We start from the raw sequence: 17,166 nt of genomic DNA, 5'->3' as shown, positions 1-17,166 counted from the left end.
CTTCGTTACCCGGAGAACGGAATGCCTTGGATAGACTCGGACCATCGCAAGCAAAGACTTGCCTCCAATAACAAGAACAAGGTGCTCCCCATGAATGCGATCCGTCGCCTGTCGGCCGCCATCTGTCTTTCCTCCCTCTGTCTCTCCCCCCTGCTGGCCCACGCCGGTGAAGTCGAAGTGCTGCACTGGTGGACTTCCCCCGGTGAGAAGCGCGCTGCCGAAACCCTGAAGAAACTCGTCGAAGCCAAGGGGCACACCTGGAAGGACTTCGCCGTCGCCGGTGGCGGTGGTGAAGCGGCCATGACCGTGTTGAAGACCCGCGCCGTCTCCGGCAATCCGCCGGCCGCCGCGCAGATCAAGGGGCCGGACATCCAGGAGTGGGGCGAGCTGGGGCTGCTCGCCGACCTCAATGACGTCGCCGCCGAAGGCAAGTGGGACCAGCTGCTGCCGCCGCAGGTCGCACAGATCATGAAGTACAAGGGCGACTACGTGGCCGTGCCGGTCAACGTGCACCGGGTGAACTGGCTGTACATCAACCCGGAAGTCTTCAAGAAGGCCGGTGCCACGCCGCCGACCACCCTCGACGAATTCTTCGCCGCCGCCGACAAGCTCAAGGCTGCCGGCTTCACGCCGCTGGCCCACGGCAGCCAGCCCTGGCAGGACGGCACCCTGTTCGAGAACCTGGTGCTCAGCAAGATGGGCCCGGAGGGCTATCGCAAGGCCTTCGTCGAACTGGACAAGGAAACCCTCACCGGTGCTCAGATGGCCGACGTCTTCGCCGCGCTGAAGAAGCTGCACGGCTACGTCGACGCCGACGCTGCCGGACGTGAGTGGAACGTCGCCACCGGCATGGTCATCAATGGCAAGGCCGGCATGCAGATCATGGGCGACTGGGCCAAGAGCGAGTTCACCGCCGCCGGCAAGGTGGCGGGCAAGGACTACCAGTGCCTGCCGTTCCCCGGCACGCAGAAGGCCTTCGACTACAACATCGATTCCCTGGTGATGTTCAAGCTGAGCAACGAGGAGAACCGCAAGGCTCAGGAAGACCTGGCGCGCGCGGTGCTCGACCCGTCCTTCCAGAAGGACTTCAGCCTGAACAAGGGCTCGATCCCGGTGCGCCTGGACGTCGACATGACGCCGTTCGACAGCTGCGCCCAGCAGTCGATGAAGGACTTCAAGGCCGCTTCCGCCAGCGGCAACCTGGTGCCAAGCATGGCCCACAGCATGGCCGCCTCCAGCTACGTACAGGGCGCGATCTTCGACGTGGTCACCAACTTCTTCAACGACCCCGCCGCCGACCCGCAGAAGGCCGCGCAGCAACTGGGCGCCGCCATCCAGGCCGCCGCGCAGTAACACGCTCGCCGGCTCCGTCGCGGAGCCGGCCTCTCTTCCCAACTGAACGACTCCGGGCCGCCATGGCGGCCCGGGTGGGCTCACTCATCCTCGAGAAAGCAGATGGCGACCCGATCTCCGACTTTCACTCCTGCTGTCGCGCCACGCGCTTCGCTGCTCGATGGCCTGCAGGCCTGGCTGCCGAAGCTGGTGCTGGCCCCGAGCATGCTCGTGGTGCTGGTCTGCGTGTACGGCTACATCGGCTGGACGCTGCTGCTGTCCTTCACCAACTCACGCTTCATGCCGGCCTACAGCTGGGCCGGGCTGAGCCAGTACCTGCGCTTGTGGGACAACGACCGCTGGTGGGTGGCGAGCAAGAACCTGCTGCTGTTCGGTGGCCTGTTCATCGGCGTCTGCCTGGTGCTCGGGGTGTTCCTCGCGGTGCTGCTGGACCAGCGCATCCGTCGCGAAGGCTTCATCCGCACGGTGTACCTGTACCCCATGGCGCTGTCCATGATCGTCACAGGCACCGCCTGGAAGTGGCTGCTCAATCCCGGCCTGGGCCTGGACAAGCTGCTGCGCGACTGGGGCTGGACCGGCTTTCGCTTCGACTGGCTGGTGGACCCGGAGCGGGTCGTCTACTGCCTGGTGATCGCCGCCGTATGGCAGGCCTCGGGCTTCGTCATGGCGCTGTTCCTTGCCGGCCTGCGTGGGGTCGACCCGGCCATCGTGCGTGCCGCCCAGGTGGACGGCGCGAGCCTGCCGACCATCTACCTGCGCATCGTCCTGCCGAGCCTGCGCCCGGTGTTCTTCAGCGCACTGATGATCCTCGCGCACATCGCCATCAAGAGCTTCGACCTGGTCGCCGCGATGACCGCCGGCGGCCCCGGCTACTCCTCCGACCTGCCGGCGATGTTCATGTACGCCCACACCTTCACCCGTGGCCAGATGGGCCTGGGCGCGGCCAGCGCGATGCTGATGCTGGGCGCCGTGCTGGCCATCGTCGTGCCGTACCTGTACTCCGAACTGCGGGGCAAGCGCCATGCATGACTCGACCCTGAAACCGTCGTTCAGCCTGAGCCGCCTGGCGGTGCACGCGACCCTCTGGGGCGCCGTGGCGCTGTACGTGATCCCGCTGCTGGTGATGCTGTTGACCAGCTTCAAGTCGCCTGAGGACATCAGGAGCAGCAACCTGCTGGCGCTGCCGGACGTGTTCACCGTGGTTGGCTGGGTGAAAGCCTGGGGCGCAGTGGGCGACTACTTCTGGAACTCGGTGAAGATCACCGTGCCGGGCGTGCTGATCTCCACCTTCATCGGCGCCATGAACGGCTACGTGCTGTCGATGTGGCGCTTCCGCGGTTCGCAGCTGTTCTTCGGCGCGCTGCTGTTCGGCTGCTTCCTGCCGTTCCAGGTCATCCTCCTGCCGATGTCCTTCACCCTCGGCAAGCTCGGCCTGGCCAACACCACCACCGGCCTGGTGATGGTGCACTGCATCTACGGCCTGGCCTTCACCACGCTGTTCTTCCGCAACTACTTCGTGGCGATCCCGGATGCGCTGGTGAAGGCCGCGCGCCTGGACGGCGCGGGGTTCTTCACCATTTTCCTACGCATTCTGATGCCGATGTCCACCCCCATCGTGATGGTTTGCCTGATCTGGCAGTTCACCCAGATCTGGAATGATTTCCTCTTCGGTGTGGTGTTCGCCAGTGGCGACGCGCAACCGATCACGGTGGCTCTGAACAACCTGGTGAACATCAGCACGGGCGTGAAGGAATACAACGTCGACATGGCGGCCGCGATGATCGCGGCGCTGCCCACGCTGGTGGTCTACGTACTGGCCGGCAAGTACTTCGTGCGCGGGCTCACTGCCGGCGCCGTCAAAGGTTGAGGTAAGCACCGATGTCCACCCTTGAACTGCACAACCTGCACAAGTCCTACGGCGCAGGCCTGGCGGACACCCTGAAGTCGATCAACCTGGCGATCGAGTCGGGCGAGTTCCTGATCCTGGTCGGCCCTTCGGGCTGCGGCAAATCCACCCTGATGAACTGCATCGCCGGGCTGGAGAACGTCACCGGTGGCGCCATCCTGGTGGATGGCCAGGACATCAGCGGCATGAGCCCGAAGGATCGCGACATCGCCATGGTGTTCCAGTCCTACGCGCTGTACCCGACCATGAGCGTGCGCGAGAACATCGCCTTCGGCCTGAAGATCCGCAAGCTGCCGAAAACCGAGATCGACGCCGAGGTGGCTCGCGTGGCCAAGCTCTTGCAGATCGAGCACCTGCTCGAACGCAAGCCCTCGCAGCTTTCCGGCGGCCAGCAGCAGCGCGTGGCCATGGGCCGGGCGCTGGCGCGGCGGCCGAAGATCTACCTGTTCGACGAACCGCTGTCGAACCTCGACGCCAAGCTGCGTGTGGAGATGCGCACCGAAATCAAGCTGATGCACCAGCGCCTGAAGACCACCACGGTGTACGTGACCCATGACCAGATCGAGGCCATGACCCTGGGCGACAAGGTGGCGGTGATGAAGGACGGCATCGTCCAGCAGTTCGGCACACCGCAGCAGATCTACAACGCCCCGGCGAACCTGTTCGTCGCCAGCTTCATCGGTTCGCCACCGATGAACTTCATCCCGCTCAAGGTCCAGCAGCAGGGCGGCCGGCTGGTCGGCCTGCTGGACAGCGGCCAGGACCGCTGCGAGCTGCCGCTGCAACTGCAGGCCGGGCTGATCGAAGGCCGCGAGCTGATCCTCGGCGTGCGCCCGGAACAGGTGCAGTTGGCCACTGATGGCGCCAACGGTCCCAGCGACCTGCGCGCCGAGGTCGAGGTGGTCGAGCCCACCGGCCCGGACACCCTGGCCTTCGTCACGCTCAATGGCGCCAAGGTCTGCTGCCGCCTCGCGCCGGACCAGGCGCCCCAGCCGGGCTCGTCCCTGCAGCTGCGCTTCGATCCTTCCCGCGCGCTGCTGTTCGACGCGCAGAGCGGCGAGCGCCTGCGCGCCGAGCCGCGCGGCGACGGCGCGAACAAGGTGACGCCGCTGGCCCGCCAGAAGCATTCCTGAAACACCCCTGCCTGTAACTACGCTAGAAACCAAGACAACGAGGACGCTGGAGATGCACAAGAACAACAACAACCGGCCTGCAGCAAGAACCCTGGGCTGCCTGCTCGCGCTAGGCTGCGCGGGCAACGTCGCCCATGCCGCCGATGCCTTCTCATCCGAGTCCAGGTGGGGCCTGGGTGACTGGGGCGGCAAGCGCACCGAGCTGCTGGAGAAGGGCTACGACTTCAAGCTCGACTACGTCGGCGAGGCCGCCAGCAACCTGGGCGGCGGCTACGACCAGCACACCACGGCGCGCTACTCCGACCAGTTCGCCCTCGGCACCCACCTGGACCTGCAGAAGATCCTCGGCTGGGACGCCACCGAGTTCCAGCTGACGGTCACCGAGCGTAGCGGCCGCAACCTCTCCAACGACCGTATCAGCGACCCGCGCGCCGGGCAGTTCAGCTCCGTGCAGGAAGTCTGGGGCCGTGGCCAGACCTGGCGCCTGACGCAGATGTGGATCAAGCAGCAGTACTTCGATGGCGCGCTGGACGTGAAAGTCGGCCGCTTCGGCGAGGGCGAGGACTTCAACAGCTTCCCCTGCGATTTCCAGAACCTGGCCTTCTGCGGCTCGCAGGTGGGCAACTGGGTCGGCGGCATCTGGTACAACTGGCCGGTCAGCCAGTGGGCAGCCCGCGTGAAGTGGAACTTCAACGACGAGTGGTACGCCCAGGTCGGCGCGTACAACCAGAACCCGTCGAACCTGGAAACCGGCAACGGCTTCAAGCTCAACGGCAGCGGCACCAAGGGCACCATCCTGCCGGTGGAGCTGGTTTGGATGCCCAAGGTCGGCGCCCAGCAACTGCCCGGCGAATACCGCCTGGGCTACTACTACAGCACTGCCGAGGCTGACGACGTGTACGACGACGTCAACGGCAACCCGCAGGCGCTCACCGGCGAGCCGGCCAAGACCCACAGCGGCAAGCACGGCTGGTGGGTGGTGGCGCAGCAGCAGGTCACCGCCCATGACGGCGACACTTCGCGCGGCCTGAGCCTGTTCGCCAACTTCACCGTCCACGACAAGGCCACCAACACCGTCGACAACTACCAGCAGCTCGGCGTGGTCTACAAGGGCCCGTTCGACGCGCGGCCCAAGGACGATATCGGCTTCGGCGTGGCGCGCATCCACGTCAACGACGACGTGCAGGATCGCCAGCGCCTGGTGAACCAGGTCAACGGCATCGACGACTACGACAACCCGCTGTACCAGCCCATCCAGGACACCGAGTACAACGCCGAGCTGTACTACGGCGTGCATGTGACCAATTGGCTCACCGTGCGGCCGAACCTGCAGTACATCCGCCATCCGGGCGGCGTTGACGAGGTCAACAACGCTGTGGTCGCCGGCCTGAAGATCCAGTCCAGCTTCTGATTGCTCCCTGGTGCGAACCTGGCCCGTCCTTGTGACGGGCCTTTTTTTCATTGGCGCGGGCGCTGCGCGTGACTAGGCTTTGCGGTTAGAATCGCCGCCTTTTCTGTAAGATGTAGTGAAACTACAGAGATCTTCACGCCCCGGAATGTCCGGGCAGGGATTGGATCAGGACATCCGGACAATGCTCGAGCATCCGCTGCAGCGCTTTTTTCATTCCATGCGGGGCAAGCGTCCCTTCGACTGGGTGCGCTTCCAGCGTCGCGACCTGTTGCTCATCGATCATCCGCAATGCCAGGCGGTGTTCAGCCGCCAGGGCGCGCAACTGCTGCACTTCCAGCCGCGCGGCGAGCGCCCGCTGCTGTGGTGCTCCAGCCAGTGGCCGAGCCTGAGCACGGCGCCGATCCGCGGCGGCATCCCGGTCTGCTGGCCCTGGTTTGGCAGCCACCCGGTGGAAGCCGACTGGCCGCAGCACGGCTGGGCGCGCCAGCGCGAGTGGCGCATGCTCGATGCCTGGGCCGACGACAGCAAGGTGGTGGTCAGCTGGCAGCTGGATATCGAGGACTGGCACGTGCGCCTGGAAGCGCGCCTGGGCCAGGATCTGGACATCGAACTCTCCAGCTACCACGAAGATGACAGCGACTGCCTCTTCAGCTTCGCCCTGCAGCCCTACTGGCGCGTGGGTTCGCTGCGCCGCTCGGTGGTCCATGGGATGGAGCTGGACGGCAAGGCCAGCGGCCTGCCCAACACCTGGGCTCCCCGTGGCGCGGTCAAGCAGGTGCTCTACAACACCGGTTCCCTGGTGCTGGAGGATGCCGGCTGGCAGCGGCGCCTGCGCATCGACAAGAACACCAGCGCCGGCAGTGTCATCTGGCACCCCGGCAGCCGCGCGGTGGAGCAGGTGGAGCCGGGTGAAGCGGAGCGCTTCCTGTGCATCGGCGCCGCCGGCTATCGCGCCGGCGGGCTGATTCTCGCCCAGGGCGAGCGGATGCTGCTGAATCTGCGGGCCGGATTGATCTGACCCGGATTGGTTTCGCGCACTCTTACCTGGGCGGTGCGCCGGAACACACTTGTAGGGGCGGGAAGAAAGGTGAGCGGACAGCCTCACCGAGGCCATCCGCAGAACGAGGGGCGCGCCCTCAGGACGGTTGCTGCGGAGTACCCAGCAGCGACTTGCCGGTTTTCTTCTGCCGCTTGGCCATGCGTTTTTCGTGCGCGGTTTTCAGCGGCTTCTTCTTCGCCTGTTTCTTCGCGTCGAGACCTTTCACGAGCCTGTCCTCCAACGGGACGCCCTCGGGCCGAGAGCTGACTGCTTCAGCATAGTCCCGTGGAAGGCGGCTGTTCAGCCGGCGGTCAGGCGCTCCAGCTCGCGGCGCACCATGTTGGCGTAGTGCGGTGGGCTCAGCCGGTACAGCTCGCCGGCTACCCAGGGCAGCCAGCGGGCGCCGAGCGGGTCGCGTTCGGCCAGCAGGCGCCGGGCTTCGGCTTCGGCGCGCTGGGCGTTTTCCTGGTGGTAGTCGGCACGGCTCATCGGCGGTTCTTCGGTGCAGTGTCAGGTCTTGGCGCAGCTCAGGGTCTGCGGGTCGATGGTGATGCTGGCCAGCGGCTTGGCGTCGCTGCCGGCGTACTCGTGGGTGACGCTCAGGTGGTGCTCGCGGAAGCGCTGCAGCAGGTCGGGCTGCTCGCAGGTGGTGCCTTCGAGCTGCTTCTTCAGGCCGTTCTCGAACTTGGCGCGGGCGCCCAGGTCCATCGCGTCCAGGCGCAGGTTGGAGATGGCGTAGCGGTAATACAGCATCTTCTTCGCCGGGTCGAGCTGCACGCTGTTGAGGGTCGTCACCTTGTCTACCTGGCGTGGCAGGTTGGACTTGGTCACCTGGTCGAAATAGTCCGCCGATTCCTTGAGGAATTTCGCTTCTTCGGGAGTGTCTTCGGCGTGGACGGCAAGGCTGGTGAGCAACAGGAAGGGCAGGGCGAGACGGGCAAACGGCATGGGAGATTCCTGTACGGCTGATGGGGTTGGCTCAGTAGGTGCGACCGCCGGAAAGCGGGCTGGGTTCGGCCGGGAGTGTCGTGACGGCACGCATGGTCAGTGAGTGTAGAGCACCACCAGCGGCTGGCTTCTCGCAGGGCGATTCTTTTGCGAGTAGGCTTGCCCCCGTTCTTTCCCCCACCTTTTCCGCAGGTCCGCAGTCCCGCCATGATCGAACTGACCCAGGTCGACCTCCGCACCGATCCCGCCGCGCAGCGCGTGGTGAAGGACGAAACCGTTACCGTCGAATTCGCTGCGGTGGCAGGCGCATTGATGAGCCTCGAAGGCCCGAACCGTTATGCCGTCGGCGACGCGATCATCAGCGGCGCGACCGGCGAGCGCTGGGTCGTCTCCCGCGAGCGCTTCGATCCGAAGTACCGGCCCGCCGACACCGCGCTAACCCACGGCGAGCCGGGTGCCTACCGCAACATCCCCAGTCCGGTGCTGGCCCGGCGCATGGACGAACCCTTCACCCTGCTGCGCTCGGCCGGTGGCGACCGCCTCACCGGTGCCGCTGGCGACTGGGTCATGCAATACGCCCCCGGCGACTACGGTGTGGTGAAGGCCGAGCGCTTCGCCAAGGTCTATCGCCTGGCCGACTGAAACCGCCCCCGCACTGGCTTCCACGCCCCGCCAGCGGCTATGGTCTGTGCTGGCGGGCGCTCTGCGTCGCGCTTTTGTTGCAACTTTGCCGGCGTTGCGCAGGTCCACCCTGCAGCCCGCCGGCGGGCGGGACGCTCATCGGGAGGACGGTGCGGGATGCGATTCATGGACATGCGCGGGCTCAGTCTGGGGCCCTGGAAGCTGATCAGCCTGACGGTGAAGGAGTTCCTCGACGACGAGATGCCCACCTATGCCGCCGCGCTGGCGTACCAGGGGCTGTTCTCGCTGTTTCCCTTCCTGCTGTTCCTCATCGCGCTGCTGGGCTTCCTGCACCTGCCGGAATTCTTCGACTTCCTCCGCCAGCAGGCCGACTACGTGCTGCCGGCGCAGGCGCTGGATCAGGTCAACCCGGTCATCGACCAGTTGCAGCAGCGCCAGGGCGGGCTGCTGTCCATCGGTATCGTGGTGGCGCTGTGGTCGTCCTCGGCGGCGGTGCGTTCGCTGATGATCGCGCTCAACGCCGCCTACGATGTGCGCGAAGCACGCCCGGCGTGGAAGCGCATCCCGCTGTCGCTGTTCTACACCTTCGGCCTGGTGGCGATGCTGATGCTGATCGCCGCGCTGATGATCCTCGGGCCCCAGGTGATGGGCTGGATCGCCGCCAAGGTGGGCCTGGAGGACTTCGTGGTGATCCTCTGGAGCATCCTGCGCTGGCCGGTGATCGTGCTGCTGATGATGATGGCGGTGGCGATCATCTACTACGTCACGCCCAACGTGCAGCAGAGATTCCGCTTCATCACCCCCGGCTCGGTGCTCGCCGTGGTGCTGTGGATTTCCGCATCGCTGGGCTTCGGCTATTACGTGAAGAACTTTGCCGACTACAACGCCATGTACGGCAGCGTCGGGGCGATCATCGTGCTGTTGCTGTATTTCTACATCTCGTCGGCGGTGCTGCTGCTGGGCGCGGAGCTCAACGCGGTGATCGAGCACCATCTGCCTCACGGCAAGGACGAGGGCGAGAAGACCTTTGACCGGGCCGCTCCGGCGCCCGATGAGGGTTAGGGCTGGGCCGGCTGGCCGGCGACGGCGGGTGGCTCGCTGAGCAGCGAGTTGACCAGTGCGGTGGCCTTCTCGAACGACGGGTAGCCGCTCTTGGCGACGTCCAGGTTGCCGTAGTCCTCAAGATACTGCCGGGCCTTGGCCGGGTCGGCCTGCTCCACCAGGAAGGGCTCGGACCACATCTTGTAGAGCAGCGCCACGGCGTAGGGCTGGCCGGCGTCGGCGGCCTTCTCCAGCAGCGGCAGCACCTCGTCCACCTGCGGGCCTTCCTTGATCTTCAGCAGCGCCATGTAGAAGCTCGCCTCGCCGCGCACGTCCTTTTCCATGGAACGGGCGAGCAACGCCTCGGCCAGCTCGTAGTTGGCCAGGTCGCCGCTGGCGATCAGCAGCTTCGCCTGCAGCATGTCGTTCTGGTAGAGCAGGCGTTCCTGGCGGCAGGCCTCGCCGCTCAGCGGCTCGTCGCAGGGATTGCTGGCGTTCGTCGAGCAGCCGGCCAGCAGTAGCGGCAGGGCCAGGGCGGCCAGCAGGTAAGGTGTGTGTTGCTTGCCCATGCAAGTCCCTCGGGAGCGGATGTCAGGGTTCGACCGGTTGGTGGGCGCGCCGGTTCTGCTCATTGGCGAAAAGCATAGCCGCTGCCCGTCAGAGAGCTTCGAAACCAGGCAGGCGCGGCAGGCGCTCGATGAGGAAATCGATCAGCGCGCGGGTTCGGGCCGGCAGAAAAAGCCGCGAAGGATACAGCAGACTGGCCTCCTGAATAGGCCCGCGCCACTCTGGAAGGAGGTGTTGCAGGCTGCCGTCGGCCAGCAGGTCGGCCACCAGCCAGGCCGGCGTCAGGCCGAAGCCGGCGCCCAGGCAGTAGCTCTCGCGGATCGCCAGGGAGCTGTTCACCGTGTAGCGGCTGCGTGTGGCGAGGTTCAGTTCGCGCCCGTCGGCGTGGCGCAGCAACAGGTGCTGTCCGGCGTCGAGCCAGGCGAAGCGCAGGTAGTCGGCCAGCGGCAGGTCTTCGGGAGCGTGCAGCCCGGGCTGCCGCGCAAGCCATGCCGGGGCGGCCACCAGATAGCGCGGCGAGCGCGCCAGCGGGCGGGCGATCAGTTGGTCCGGCAGTTCGCCGCCCAGGCGCAGGGCGAGGTCGATACCTTCTTCGGCGAGGTCGACGAAGCGGTCGTTGAGCAGCAATTCCACCTCGACCTCCGGGTGCAACTGCATGAACTCCAGCAGCAGCGCATTCAGGCGCAGCACGCCCAGGCTCACCGGTGCGCTGACCCGTAGGCGGCCGCGCACCTGCTCGGTCTCGCCACGGGCCTCGCTGACGCCCTCGGCGTAGCTTTCCAGCGTCTGCCGGGCATGCTCGTAGAAGCGCCGGCCCTGTTCGGTGGGCTGTACGCGGGTGGTGCTGCGGATCAGCAACTGCGCGCCGACCTGCCGCTCCAGCGCCGCCATGGTCTTGCTCACTGTCGGCTGGCTGCTGCCGGATTCGCGGGCCACGGCGGAAAGGCTGCCCAGCTCCACGGCGCGGACGAAACAGTGCAACGCCTTGAGGGTATCCATGTCCTATTCGTTTATCGAATGACGGGTCTGCAAATATGCCGTCTACCTCCGTGATTGGGAATGGCTGAGCCTATGGCCACCCCATCACCGATTTCGAGGAATGCCATGAAACGACTGCTGCTCGCCGCCCTGATCACCCTGGCCCTGCCGCTGGCGCAGGCCGAAGAAGGACACTGGCAGGCGACCTGGAGCGCCAGCCCGCAGCGCACCTGGGGCAAGGAAGTACCGCTGCCGCTGGGTGTGCCGTCGGTGATCGGCAACCACACACTGCGGCAGAGCGTGAAGCTCAGCCTGGGTGGCCAGCGTGTGCGCGTCGCGCTGTCCAATGCCTATGGCGGCCAGCCGGTGGCCATCGGCGGTGTCGCCGTGGCACTCGCCGCGTCCGCCGGCCAGCTCGATGGCCCTGGCCGTCGCCTGACCTTCGCCGGTCAGCCCACGGCGTACATCGCACCGGGCGCCGAGCTGCTGAGCGATCCCCTGGACCTTGCCGTCCCGCCGCTGGGCGAACTGGCCGTGTCGATCTACCTGCCGCAGCCCACCGCCATCGAAAGCTTCCACTGGGACGGCAAGCAGCGCGTCTACGGTGGTCCGGGCGAGCAGCTCGACGCCGCGCGCCTGCCGGCGGACGGCAAGATGGAGGCGCGGTTGTTCCTTGCCGACGTGCTGGTGGAGAGTTCCGAAGTGCGCCCGGTGGTGGCGGTGCTCGGCGACTCGATCACCGATGGCCGTGGCGCCAGCCTGGACGGTAACCAGCGCTGGCCGGACCTGCTGGCGCAGCGGCTGGCGTTGCGTGACGTGGGTGTGGTCAATGCCGGCATCTCCGGAGCGCGCCTGCTCTCCGACGGCATGGGGCAGAGCGCCCTGGTGCGCTTTCAGCGTGACGTGCTGGGCAAGCCGGGTGTGAAGGCGGTCATCGTGGCGCTGGGGATCAATGACATCTCCTGGCCCGGCAGTACCTTCGCGCCGAACAACCCGCTGGTGCAGTACGAGGACCTGGTCGCCGGTTACCGCCAGCTGATCGCCCAGGCCCATGTACGTGGCGTGCGCCTCATCGGCGCGACCCTCCTGCCGTTCGAGCGTGCGCTCAGCGGGTCGCCCATCGAGAACTATCACGCCGCCAACAAGGAAGCGCTGCGCCAGCGGGTGAACCAGTGGATTCGCGAGAGCGGCGAGTTCGATGCTGTGGTGGACCTGGATGCGCACCTGCGCGATCCCGCCCATCCGCTGCGCCTGCTGCCGGCCTACGACAGCGGCGACCACCTGCACCCCAACGATGCGGGGAACCGGGCGATGGCCCAGAGCGTGGATATTGATGCGTTGTTGCAGGGGATATGACGCCTGGATATAGGCGTTGCCGGGGATCTATCGCGGACGAAGTCCGCTCCTACGCACGCGCTAACAGGATACGTAGGAGCAACTGTCTTTCCCTGGTGGTTCCGTGTTTGTGCTTTCCCCCTCACCCCAGCCCTCTCCCTCAGGGAGAGGGAGCAAATCGTGCCGGCTGACGCTGTGGTTTCATCCGGCTCCGAACGGTCCCCTCTCCCCCTGGGAGAGGGTTAGGGTGAGGGCCGATCCGAGCACCGATCTATCCGGTAGGAGCGGACTCTGTCCGCGATTGGCTCAACCCTGGCTTATACCGACCAGGCTTGTTCAGCTACCAAACACCGGCCCGACGCTGTCGTCGTCCATGCCGCGCTCCAGCTTGATCTTCAGCGCCAGGTCGGTGCGCGAGTCGGCGAACTTCAGTGCATCGCTCACGCTCACGCGGCCTTCCTCGAGCAATTTGTAGAGGCTCTGGTCGAAGCTCTGCATGCCACTTTCCAGCGCGCGCTCCACCGCGCCCTTGAGCTCGGGGAGTTCATCGCGCTGAATGATGCCGCGGATGTGTGGCGTGCCCAGCACCAGTTCCACCGCCACGGCGCGCCGCTGGTGAGTGCCGGGCACCAGGCGCTGGCCGACCAGCGCGAGGATGTTCTGCGACAGGTCGGCCAGCACCTGCGGGCGCGCCTCGTCGGGGAAGAAGCGGGTGATACGCTCGATGGCGTGGCGGCAGCTGGTGCCGTGCAGGGTGGCGACGCACAGGTGGCCTGTCTCGGCGTAGTGCAGTGCGTGCTGCATGGTGGCGGCGTCGCGGATCTCGCCGAGCATGATCACGTCCGGTGCCTCACGCAGCACATTGCGCAGGGCGTCTTCGTAGCTGTGGGTGTCCAGGCCGACCTCGCGCTGGTCGATGATCGACTTCTTGTGCGTGTGGAGGAACTCGATGGGGTCCTCGATGCAGACGATGTGCCCGGAGCGGTGGCGGTTGCGGAAGTCCAGCATGCTCGCCAGGGTCGTCGACTTGCCCGCGCCGGCCGCGCCGATCACCAGGATCAGCCCGCGATCCTGCATGGCCAGCTTGTCGAGGATCGACGGCAGGCCGAGGGAGGTGACGTCGGGGATCACCTGCTTGATCAGGCGTACCACCATGGCCACTTCGCCACGCTGGTAGTAGATGTTCGCGCGGAAGCGCCCGACGTCCGGCACGCTCAGCGCCAGGTTCATTTCCAGGTCGCGCTCGAAATCCTGTGCCTGGGCCGGCGACATCAGTTGCCAGGCCAGGGTCTTCACTTCGCCGTTCTGCAGTACGCGGTCATCCGCTGGCTGGCTGTGGCCTTCGGCCTTCAGGTGCGGCGGCGCGCCGACACTGAAGAACATGTCCGAGCCGCCGCGCTCGGGCAGCAGGCTCAGATACTGGATAACGTCGGGGAGGGGAGTGTCGCTCATGGGGTCGTCCTTCGATGGCGAAAATGCGCATCTGCATTGAGCCTAGCTGCAATGCCGGACGGGAGCCTAGGGGAGGCTGCGGCACGCCGTGTTGACGTGCCGCAGGGAAGCGCCTCAGGTCGACAGCTGGTTGGCGAACTGGCCCACGGCGTTGACCACGCGCTGGGCGCTGTCCTGGATCTCGATGATCACCGTACCGGCCTGCCCGGACAGCTCCAGGCCCAGCTCGGCCTGCTGCTTGCCTCGGTCGATCATGGCCACGGCCTGGCCCGCCAAGTGCTGGTTCTGTTCCACCACGCGGGTGATTTCCTCGGTGGCAGCGCTGGTGCGCGAGGCGAGCTGGCGCACCTCGTCGGCGACCACCGCGAAGCCGCGCCCCTGGTCGCCCGCGCGGGCGGCTTCGATGGCGGCGTTGAGGGCCAGCAGGTTGGTCTGGTCGGCGATGCTGCGGATGCTCTGCACCAGCGCGCCGATGGCCTGGGACTGGCGGTCCAGTGCCTCGATGCCCTGGGCGGCCTCCTGCATGCGGTCGGCCAGCTCGCGCATCACCTCAACCGTCTGCTGCACCACGGCGGCGCCCTTGGTGGCGCTGTCGTCGGTGGTCTGCGAGGTGTCGAAGGCAATGGTCGCCGCCTGCGCAACGGCGTTCTCGCGGTGTACCTGTTCGGTGATCACGGTGGCGAACTTCACCACTTTGTAGAGGCGGTCGTGGGCGTCGATGATCGGGTTGTACGAGGCCTCCAGCCAGACTTCGTGGCCGCGGCTGTCGAGGCGCTTGAAGCGGCCGGTGACGAACTCGCCGCGGCGCAGCTTGGCCCAGAAGGCGTCGTACTGCGACGAGTTGTATTCGGCCGGCTCGCAGAACATCCGGTGATGCTTGCCCTGGATCTGCGTCAGGCTGTAGCCCATAGCGTTGAGGAAGCGGTCGTTGGCGGCGAGCACTTCGCCCTGCAGGTTGAATTCGATTACTGCGGTGGAACGTTGCAGCGCCTCGATCAGGTTCTCGTGCTCGCGGGAGTTCTCGATGGTGCGGGTCAGGTCGCTGGCGTAGATCGAGAAGTGCTGAATCTTCCCGGCGCTGTCGTGCACCGGCTGCAGGATCGAGCGCAGCCACGCTTCCTCGCCGTCGCCGCGCAGCAGGCGAATGACTCCGGCCAGGTGCTCGCCGCGTTCGATGGCGTGCTTCACCTTCAGGTGGAAGTCCAGCCCGCGTACGTGGTCGGGGATCAGGTCGAGAAGCGGGCGGCCCTTGAGCTGTTCGCCGCGGTGGAGCATTTCCTTCTCGAAGTTGGCATTCACCGACTCGATGCGCCCTCGGGGGTCGAGGAACAGCACGAGCATTTCTTCGTCGAGGCTGGCGCGGATCTCTTCGAAGGAGGCGAGTTCTTCACGCAGGGTGGCGATTTCCTGCTTCAGACGCGAGTTGAACATGCGAGGGCTTTCTCTAGTGGTGAGGCACGAAGGCTGCTGCCGATTCGTTTCACCCAGTGCATCGGCCGATCCAGCCGCGACTTTAGCCCCGGATGAACCGGCGTAGCCCCCATGCCACAAGGCCTGACGCCAGTTTTCAGGCGGTGCTGGTCACATCCTGACTGCTGGCGATGGCGGCGCGCAGCTGGTCGGTGTCCAGCGGCTTGTGCAACAGCTGGCTGCCGCTGGCGGCGGCCTCGCGCAGGCGCTCGGGGGAGGTGTCGCCGGTGATGATCAGCGCCGGCACCTCTCCCAAATGCCCGCGCGACAGGTAGCTGCGGATGCGGCGCACCGCGTCGGCGCCGGTCTGGCCGTCACCCAGGCGGTAGTCGCTGAGGATCAGGTCCACGGGGGCGCGGCCAGTGTGGCTGGCCTCGATATGCCGCTGGCAGGCGAGCAGGGCGCTGGTGCCGGGATAGACGCGATGGCCCCAGACCTCCAGCAGGCTGCACAGCGCGTGCAGCACGTCGACTTCGTCCTCCACCACCATGATGCCCAGGCCGGGCCCGCGGGCGGCCGTCGGCAGCGGCAGGGGCGGAGCCTGCAACGGCGCTTCGGCTGCTGGCACGCGCAGGCTGAAGCAGGTGCCCCGGCCCGCCTCGGAGGTCAGCGCCAGCGGATGCCCGAGCAGCCGCGCGGTGTGGCGCACGATGGCCAGGCCCAGGCCGAGCCCCTGCTTGCGGTCGCGCTCGGCGTTATGCAGCTGGACGAACTCGTCGAAAATTACCTCCTGCTGGCTGGCATGGATGCCGACGCCGGTGTCGATCACCTGGATCTCCAGCTCGTCGCCGCGCCGCCGGCAGCCCAGCAGCACGCTGCCCTTGGGCGTATAGCGGAAGGCGTTGCTCAGCAGGTTGTCGAGGATGCGCTTGAGCAGCAGCGGGTCGCTATCCACCCACAGCCGGCTGTCCTGCACCCGCCAGCGCAGGTTGTGCTCGCTGGCGGTGCCGGCGAATGCCTCGCGCAGGTCGGCGAACAGCTTGTGCAGCGAGATCGGCTCGCGCGCCACCGGCACCACGCCGGCGTCCAGGCGCGAGATATCCAGCAGGCCGTTGAGCAGGTCGCTCAGGTTGCCGAGCATGGCGCGCAGGCGCGAGGCGATATCGCGCGCCTGGCGGGCATCGACGGGGCCGCGCTCGGCGAGGGCGGAGAGCGCCCCGACGAACAGCCCAAGGGCGTGGATCGGCTGGCGCAGGTCGTGGCTGGCGGCGGCGAGGAAGCGCGTCTTGGCCTGGTCGGCAGCGCGGGCGCGGTCTCGCTGCTCGCGCAGGTCCTGCACCAGCTCGGAGTTTTCCTGGCGCAGGCGGATGGTCTCGCACAGGCTGCGGTAGGTCACCCGGCTGTAGTACAGGTTGACCGCGGCCAGGCAGACGATGAAGAAGCTGTAGGTGGTGTGCTGTTCATCGGCAATGCTCAGGCAGCGTACCAGCATGGGCAGCAGCATCGCGGTGAGCGAGCCGATGTAGGCCGGCGGAAAGGCCGACAGCGAGGGCACCGCGCCGCACACCAGGCCCGTGAGCACGATGCAGGTGAAGGCGAAGAGCTGCGGATCGCCATGGGCGAAGCCGGCCCAGCCCAGCCATCCCCAGAGCAGGCTGCTGGCCCAGGACAGCAGCGTATTGCTCCACAACCATTTTTCTTCCCGCGTGCGCGCCGGGGCTTGCCGGAAGTACGTGCGTGCCAGGACAATCCGCCCCAGCGTGAGCGCGTAGAGCGCGACCAACCAGAAGACCATCGTCGTCGGCGACAGGGCGTTGCGGAAGATGTACAGCACCGGCAGGGGTATCACCAGGTTGGCAAAGAGCACGGCGTAGGACTGGCGGAACAAGAGATCGACCAGATCGCGCTGCTGCAGGCTGTTGTGCATATCCGGAATGCCTCAGGGAGACGA

Annotated in this window: 16 protein-coding genes and 2 pseudogenes; 9 read left to right on the top strand and 9 right to left on the bottom strand. The window is 66.4% G+C overall.

The window, feature by feature from the left end; all coding sequences use genetic code 11:
• The first annotated feature begins 90 nt into the window (after nucleotides 1-90).
• The 6 genes from IB256_RS21615 to IB256_RS21590 all read left to right on the top strand — a co-directional run bounded on the left by IB256_RS21615 (nucleotide 91) and on the right by IB256_RS21590 (nucleotide 6,821).
• Entirely contained in the window at nucleotides 91-1,353 is a 1,263-nt protein-coding gene (locus IB256_RS21615; protein WP_192289168.1) for an ABC transporter substrate-binding protein, read from the top strand.
• Between the two features lie 102 nt (nucleotides 1,354-1,455).
• Nucleotides 1,456-2,382 (top strand): carbohydrate ABC transporter permease, encoded by a 927-nt coding sequence (locus IB256_RS21610; RefSeq protein ID WP_192289166.1) that lies wholly within the window; start codon nucleotides 1,456-1,458, stop codon nucleotides 2,380-2,382.
• Complete coding sequence (locus IB256_RS21605; protein WP_192289164.1) at nucleotides 2,375-3,220, top strand: carbohydrate ABC transporter permease; 846 nt, start codon at nucleotides 2,375-2,377, stop codon at nucleotides 3,218-3,220. Before IB256_RS21610 ends, IB256_RS21605 begins: the two co-directional genes overlap by 8 nt.
• 11 nt (nucleotides 3,221-3,231) lie before the next feature.
• The gene (locus IB256_RS21600; protein WP_192404038.1) at nucleotides 3,232-4,392 is read left to right on the top strand and encodes an ABC transporter ATP-binding protein; all 1,161 of its coding nucleotides are present in this window, start codon (nucleotides 3,232-3,234) and stop codon (nucleotides 4,390-4,392) included.
• 52 nt (nucleotides 4,393-4,444) lie between these two features.
• Complete coding sequence (locus tag IB256_RS21595; RefSeq protein WP_138212817.1) at nucleotides 4,445-5,803, top strand: carbohydrate porin; 1,359 nt, start codon at nucleotides 4,445-4,447, stop codon at nucleotides 5,801-5,803.
• Between the two features lie 181 nt (nucleotides 5,804-5,984).
• Nucleotides 5,985-6,821, top strand: a complete 837-nt coding sequence (locus IB256_RS21590) for a D-hexose-6-phosphate mutarotase (protein ID WP_192289160.1) — start codon at nucleotides 5,985-5,987, stop codon at nucleotides 6,819-6,821.
• Nucleotides 6,822-6,939: 118 nt separating this feature from the next.
• On the opposite strand, the gene IB256_RS30800 is transcribed toward IB256_RS21590, so the two are convergent.
• The 3 genes from IB256_RS30800 to IB256_RS21580 form a co-directional block, all read right to left on the bottom strand.
• Nucleotides 6,940-7,068 (bottom strand): hypothetical protein, encoded by a 129-nt coding sequence (locus tag IB256_RS30800; protein ID WP_017516671.1) that lies wholly within the window; start codon nucleotides 7,066-7,068, stop codon nucleotides 6,940-6,942.
• 74 nt (nucleotides 7,069-7,142) lie between these two features.
• Nucleotides 7,143-7,331, bottom strand: coding sequence for a hypothetical protein (locus IB256_RS21585; protein ID WP_138522443.1), 189 nt, complete (start codon nucleotides 7,329-7,331; stop codon nucleotides 7,143-7,145).
• Between the two features lie 21 nt (nucleotides 7,332-7,352).
• Nucleotides 7,353-7,790 (bottom strand): hypothetical protein, encoded by a 438-nt coding sequence (locus tag IB256_RS21580; RefSeq protein ID WP_081518042.1) that lies wholly within the window; start codon nucleotides 7,788-7,790, stop codon nucleotides 7,353-7,355.
• 207 nt (nucleotides 7,791-7,997) lie between these two features.
• Between IB256_RS21580 and IB256_RS21575 the strand changes: the two genes are divergently transcribed.
• Both IB256_RS21575 and IB256_RS21570 read left to right on the top strand, forming a co-directional pair.
• Nucleotides 7,998-8,432, top strand: coding sequence for a PGDYG domain-containing protein (locus IB256_RS21575; RefSeq protein ID WP_192404037.1), 435 nt, complete (start codon nucleotides 7,998-8,000; stop codon nucleotides 8,430-8,432).
• 156 nt (nucleotides 8,433-8,588) lie between these two features.
• Nucleotides 8,589-9,494, top strand: a complete 906-nt coding sequence (locus tag IB256_RS21570; RefSeq protein WP_081518044.1) for a YihY/virulence factor BrkB family protein — start codon at nucleotides 8,589-8,591, stop codon at nucleotides 9,492-9,494.
• Here IB256_RS21570 and IB256_RS21565 read toward each other — a convergent pair.
• Both IB256_RS21565 and IB256_RS21560 read right to left on the bottom strand, forming a co-directional pair.
• Complete coding sequence (locus IB256_RS21565) at nucleotides 9,491-10,042, bottom strand: hypothetical protein (RefSeq protein WP_192404036.1); 552 nt, start codon at nucleotides 10,040-10,042, stop codon at nucleotides 9,491-9,493. The two genes, IB256_RS21570 and IB256_RS21565, sit on opposite strands and share 4 nt — an antisense overlap.
• An 88-nt stretch (nucleotides 10,043-10,130) precedes the next feature.
• Nucleotides 10,131-11,039, bottom strand: coding sequence for a LysR family transcriptional regulator (locus IB256_RS21560; protein ID WP_192289154.1), 909 nt, complete (start codon nucleotides 11,037-11,039; stop codon nucleotides 10,131-10,133).
• A gap of 105 nt (nucleotides 11,040-11,144) precedes the next feature.
• Here IB256_RS21560 and IB256_RS21555 point away from each other — a divergent pair, with 105 nt between their 5' ends.
• Nucleotides 11,145-12,374: an SGNH/GDSL hydrolase family protein gene (locus IB256_RS21555; RefSeq protein WP_192289152.1), complete on the top strand. Its 1,230-nt coding sequence runs from the start codon at nucleotides 11,145-11,147 to the stop codon at nucleotides 12,372-12,374.
• A gap of 315 nt (nucleotides 12,375-12,689) precedes the next feature.
• On the opposite strand, the gene IB256_RS21550 is transcribed toward IB256_RS21555, so the two are convergent.
• The 4 genes and pseudogenes from IB256_RS21550 to IB256_RS21540 form a co-directional block, all read right to left on the bottom strand.
• Entirely contained in the window at nucleotides 12,690-13,805 is a 1,116-nt protein-coding gene (locus IB256_RS21550) for a PilT/PilU family type 4a pilus ATPase (RefSeq protein ID WP_192289150.1), read from the bottom strand.
• A gap of 114 nt (nucleotides 13,806-13,919) precedes the next feature.
• Nucleotides 13,920-14,360 (bottom strand): annotated as a pseudogene (locus tag IB256_RS31025) (methyl-accepting chemotaxis protein); the annotation flags it as partial.
• Between the two features lie 99 nt (nucleotides 14,361-14,459).
• Nucleotides 14,460-15,146 (bottom strand): annotated as a pseudogene (locus IB256_RS31020) (PAS domain-containing protein); the annotation flags it as partial.
• 226 nt (nucleotides 15,147-15,372) lie between these two features.
• Complete coding sequence (locus IB256_RS21540) at nucleotides 15,373-17,142, bottom strand: hybrid sensor histidine kinase/response regulator (protein WP_192289146.1); 1,770 nt, start codon at nucleotides 17,140-17,142, stop codon at nucleotides 15,373-15,375.
• Nucleotides 17,143-17,166 lie beyond the last annotated feature (24 nt).

This window comes from Pseudomonas sp. PDM17 (assembly GCF_014851985.1).
Lineage (GTDB): Bacteria > Pseudomonadota > Gammaproteobacteria > Pseudomonadales > Pseudomonadaceae > Pseudomonas.
Note: the sequence above shows the minus strand (reverse complement) of the source record. Positions and strands in the feature narration are given on the sequence as shown.